Annotated in this window: 5 protein-coding genes and 1 pseudogene; 4 read left to right on the top strand and 2 right to left on the bottom strand. The window is 74.0% G+C overall.

The genetic code is table 11. The features are described 5' to 3' along the window. A partial coding sequence (locus tag ND748_RS25780; protein ID WP_251748688.1) for a GlxA family transcriptional regulator occupies window positions 1-704 on the top strand: 704 nt, incomplete at its 5' end. A 99-nt stretch (window positions 705-803) separates the two neighbouring features. Next, on the top strand, window positions 804-1,706 hold the full coding sequence (locus ND748_RS25775; RefSeq protein WP_251748686.1) for a TerB family tellurite resistance protein: 903 nt from the start codon (window positions 804-806) through the stop codon (window positions 1,704-1,706). Between the two features lie 20 nt (window positions 1,707-1,726). Here ND748_RS25775 and ND748_RS25770 read toward each other — a convergent pair whose 3' ends face one another. Together ND748_RS25770 and ND748_RS25765 are read right to left on the bottom strand one after the other, a co-directional pair. Continuing rightward, a complete protein-coding gene (locus ND748_RS25770; RefSeq protein WP_251748684.1) occupies window positions 1,727-1,930 on the bottom strand; it encodes a hypothetical protein in 204 nt (67 codons plus the stop codon). Between the two features lie 232 nt (window positions 1,931-2,162). After that, on the bottom strand, window positions 2,163-2,633 hold the full coding sequence (locus ND748_RS25765) for an SCP2 sterol-binding domain-containing protein (RefSeq protein WP_251748682.1): 471 nt from the start codon (window positions 2,631-2,633) through the stop codon (window positions 2,163-2,165). 126 nt (window positions 2,634-2,759) lie between these two features. On the opposite strand from ND748_RS25765, the gene ND748_RS25760 reads away from it, so the two are divergent. Together ND748_RS25760 and ND748_RS25755 are read left to right on the top strand one after the other, a co-directional pair. Then, window positions 2,760-3,542 carry an aminotransferase class IV gene (locus ND748_RS25760; protein ID WP_251748679.1) on the top strand — a complete coding sequence of 261 codons (783 nt, stop codon included), beginning with the start codon at window positions 2,760-2,762 and terminating at the stop codon, window positions 3,540-3,542. A 317-nt stretch (window positions 3,543-3,859) separates the two neighbouring features. Beyond that, a pseudogene (locus ND748_RS25755) lies at window positions 3,860-4,606 on the top strand (hypothetical protein); the annotation flags it as partial.

Here is a 4,606-nt window from a genome sequence, read left to right as displayed (position 1 = left end):
GGGCGCGGCTCGCCTCGATCTGCGCCGGCGCCTTCGTCCTCGCCGCGGCGGGCCTGCTCGACGGGCTGCGCGCCACCACCCACTGGATTGCCGCGGCGGAGCTGGCGCGGCGTCATCCCGCCGTCGACGTCGACCCGAACGTGCTGTTCATCGACAACGGCCAGATCCTGACCTCGGCCGGCGCCGCCGCGGGAATGGACCTGTGCCTGCACATGGTGCGCCGCGACCACGGCACCGCCGTCGCCGCCGAGTCCGCCAGGATGTCCGTCATGCCGCTGCAGCGCGAGGGCGGGCAGGCGCAGTTCATCGCCCGCGAACAGCCGCCACTCGACGGCACCGAGCTGGAACCGCTGCTGGGATGGCTGACGGCGAACGTCCACCGCGAGCTCACCCTCGCCGACATCGCGACGCACGCGATGGTCAGCACCCGCACGCTCAACCGCCGTTTCCGCGAGCAGACCGGCTTGACGCCGGTGGCCTGGTTGCAGCGCTCGCGGCTGCGCCGGGCCCAGTACCTGCTGGAGACCACCTGCCATCCGGTGGAGGCCATCGCCGCGCAGGTCGGTTTCGGCTCGCCGGCCGCGTTCCGGGAGCAGTTCCGCCGGCTGGTGGGGACGAGCCCGCGGGCCTACCGGCGGGCCTTCGGCGGCGGCCTCGTCGCGGACGGGCCCGAAGGCCGGGCACCCACGCCGGGATCCCGGTGACGCAGCCGAACCGCCGGTGCGGGTCCGCGGCCCGCCTGGGGGATGATGGCGCCAGCGAGTGACCCACCTTGTGCCGTGCGTCTTCGGAGGGGAGTCGGTATGCCAGTGCAGGCCGCCGTTCGGCTCGATGTCCGGCTGTTGCTGCGGATCGACGACCAGGTGCTGCTGGCGCGACCGCCGGACGACGTCTGGCACGTGCTGCCCGGCGGCCCGGTGGTCGGCGGCGAAAGCACCGACGACGCACTCGAGCGGCAGGTGGGGCGGCTCGCCGGGCCACGGGTCGTCTCCCGGCAGTTCGTCGGCGCGGTCGAGCACGACGGCTCCATCACCGGCCGTTCCCCACAGTCCGCGACCGACCACGTGCTCAGCGTGCTGTTCGCCGGGGTCTGGCCGACCGGTATCCCAACCCCGTCCCGCTGGGGTGAGCACACCCTCGTCCCGGTGAACATCGACGTCCTGCTCGCGACCCGGCTGCGCCCGCTGTCCATGGCCGAGGTCGTGCGCCGCTGGCTGGCCGAGGGCTGGCCGCTGTGGCGCGGGCTGGACCCCGCCGGGGGCAACCGGCGGCTGCCGACGCTGACGTCGCTGCGGGCGCAGCTCTTCGCCCGCCGCGAGGAACTGCGGACCCTGGCCTTCCGCGACGCGGCGGTGGCGATGTGCGCGCTGGTCACCGCCGCCGACGGGCACATCGACCCGACCGAGCGGGAGGGGCTGCGCGGCTTCGCCGCCACCGACCCGGTGCTGTCCCAGTTCCCCGAGCAGGACACGGTGCGGCTGTTCGAGACGCACCTCGACCGGCTGACCACGGACTTCACCGCCGGCCGCCACGCGGCGCTGGCCGAGATCACCAAGGTGCGCGGCCGGGTGGCGCAGGCCGCCGCCGTCGTGCAGATCGGGCAGGTCATCGGCCTGGTCGACGGGGAGTTCGTCGCCAGCGAGCGGGCGGTCGTGCGGGAGGCGGCGCTCGCCCTCGGGCTGGAGCCGGCCGAGTTCGCCCTCTGACCCCGGCGTCGGGCCGCCGCTCAGGCGTCGTCCTCCGAGCCCGCCTCGACGATGCGGACCGTGCCCACCGCGCGCCAGTTCACGGCCAGCACGTCGCCATCCGCGAGAGTGATCCGGTCGAGCCCGACGTTGCCGGCCCGGCCGCTCATCACCCCCTCGGCGCGTCGGCGGAGCGCGGCCGCGTCGGTCCCGGCCGGCAGGTCGTACGCGCGACCGTCGAGCACCAGCCGCACCGTCCGCCCTCCCCACATCACCCGACCGGAACCGCGCGGCCCAGGCCACCGGCGGAGCCGCGCGACCCGGGCCACCGACCGGAACCGCGCGCCCGCAACCGCGCGTCAGGAGCCGCGCGCCCGCTGAGGCACATCGCTGCCCGCGACCATCGTCAACCGACAGTAATACGTGCCGTACACGGAGTGCGTCGCCGCGAGCGGGCGGCACCGGACGTGCGCTGGATCAGTCGTCCTGCTTGATCTCGAACCAGGACATCACCTGGCCACCGAACTTCAGGTCGCCGTCAATCTTGATTTTCCGGGTGATGAACAGCTTGGCGCCGCTGACCTGGCCGATGAGCACCCGAACGAACCGGACCCGGTCGGTGGTGATGGTCAGCGCACGGTCGGCCGGCGCCGCGCCGGAGCCGGCGGACGGCTCGGTCGCGAGCGTGCAGGCGCCGTCGACGACGCGCAGCTCGTAGGTGCGGGTGCTGCCGCCCGGGCCGCCGGTGAGCGCGAAGCGGACCAGCGCGTTCTCGCCCTGCGCCTGCTCGGGCCGGAACGAGCTGCGCATCTGGCGGAAGATCTCGTCAAGGACGCCCGCTCCGGCCGGGCCACCCAGCAGATCGGAGATCTCCCGCTCCGACAGGGCGGACAGACCGCTGACGATCTTGGCCGGGTCGGCCGTGGGGTCGACGGCGAGGTCGGACATGGCCACTCCATTCGTTGACGGGCGGCCCGCCAGACGACGGGCGCGGCACGAGAACGCTAGCGAACCCAGCGGTGACATTCGTCGCGTGGGGCGCCCGATCGGGCCCCCCGCACCGGGGTGACTATCGTGACCGGAGTGGCCAACCCGGCGTTGCTGCGCATCGAGGTCGACGGTTGTCCCGTACCTCTCGACGATCCGCCTGCGCTGGCCCTGCTTCCGCACGGTCACTTCACGGTCATGCAGGTCCGCGACGGCCGGACCCGCGGTCTCGACCTGCACCTGCGACGTCTCGACGCGGCGAATCGCGAGCTCTACGCCGAGCCGCTCGACGGCGAGCTGGTGCGCGCCCGGATCCGGGCGGCGCTGGCCGCCTCGACCCGCGACGCCACGGTGCGGTTCGTCGTCGCCGGCACCCCGGACGGCGGTCCGACCCGCCTCATCGTCGCGGTCGGGGCGCCCGCCGAGCCGCCCCCGGCCCCGCAGCGACTCATGTCCGTGCCGTACTCGCGACCGTTCCCGCACCTCAAGCACCTGGGCACGTTCGGTCAGCTCCAGTACGGCCGGCTCGCCCGCCGGCACGGTTTCGACGATGCGCTGCTCACCGGGCCGGGCGGCGTCATCACGGAAGGCACGACGACCAACATCGGCTTCCTCGCCGGGGACGCGGTCGTCTGGCCGGACGCGCCGGCCCTGCACGGGGTGACGATGGCCCTGCTCGAGCGGTTCCCGGACAGCGCGCGGGCGCCGGTGCGGCTGGCCGACCTCGACCGCTTCGAGGCGGCGTTCGTGACGAACTCCCGCGGGATCGCCGCCGTGGCCACCGTCGACGACCACCACTTCGCCGGGTCGACACCGCGCATCGCCGAACTCGCCCGCCGGTACGACGCCGTTCCCGGCGACCTCGTCTGAGGGATCCGGCCGTCCGCCACCCGACCGTCGTCCGCCACCCGGCCGTCCGCCGCCCGGCGGCCCGCTCCCCCCGGGGCCACCGAAAGGTCGAGATGAAATCATTTTTATACTTGACCGTGCTTACCTTATGGCCGCGTCGACGACCATTTCCGCGAGATACATTCGATGCCACAAGCTGGCCGTCACGGAACTACCACAAGCCATTTCGCGGCGGCGGAATGCTAGGTACTGTCATGGCTCCGCCGGCATTTTCCGGCGGGTCCGAACAGTCCGAACCAGACACGGTTCCGGGTCGCCCGTGAAGGAACACCGCGCCGATGCCGCTTTCCTCAGCAAGGCTCCTCATAGCGCTCCTGCTGCACGAGCAACATCGCGTCGAGCCCGCCAGCGTGCCCGTGCGGTATCCCTTCCCGCCGCCGACCGAGCGCCACCTCCTGCGCGCCGCGACAGCCGTTGCCGCCGGCCGGTCCAAGGGCGCCCTGCGCGAGCTGCGCCAGAGCGAGCACGATCCCGCCGACCCCGACCACGTGGCGGTGCACGAGGCGCTCTACCTCGCGGCGCTCGCCCTCGATCGGAACTGGTCACCGGACGATGCGGGCCTCCTGCGCCCCTCGCCGACCACCGCCGTCCGGTCCGCAACCCCGTCTCGCACCCGCCACCCCGCACCGTCCCGCTTCCCCGCCGACGGCCCGCTGACGGCCTGGACGGCGCAGGCGGTCGTGCGGCAGCGCCACGATCTGCTTGCCCCGACCACCGCGGTCATCTGCGTGCTCGCGGCCGAGGTGATCCCCGCGATCCGGATGGCCCGCGCCCGCCTGCTCGCCGCGTCGGTCCCGCCTCCGACGGGCGCCGGCCCCGAGGCGCCCGCCGGGGCCCGCCGCCCTCCCCCGGCCAGCTCCAGGACCGGGCCCGGCGACGTCCGCACGAACGGCCCCGCAGTCCTGCCCGCCCCCGGTACGACCCGACCGACGTCCGGCACCCCGTCCGCTCGAAGGCTCGGCGCCAGCCACTCGCCCGCCACCGGGACGAGGCACCGGCCCGCGGCCGCCGGCGAGGGGCACGCC

The sequence above is a fragment of the Frankia sp. AiPs1 genome (assembly GCF_023716945.1).
In the GTDB taxonomy this organism is placed as follows: Bacteria; Actinomycetota; Actinomycetes; order Frankiales; family Frankiaceae; genus Frankia.
The sequence above is the reverse complement of the archived record's forward strand: the minus strand, read 5'-3'. Positions and strand labels throughout refer to the sequence as shown.

Bases quoted from the DNA above. Each gene is read 5' to 3' on its own strand.
- ND748_RS25775 (WP_251748686.1), top strand. From the start codon at position 804: ATGCCAGTGCAGGCCGCCGTTCGGCTCGATGTCCGGCTGTTGCTGCGG.
- ND748_RS25765 (WP_251748682.1), bottom strand. From the start codon at position 2,633: ATGTCCGACCTCGCCGTCGACCCCACGGCCGACCCGGCCAAGATCGTC.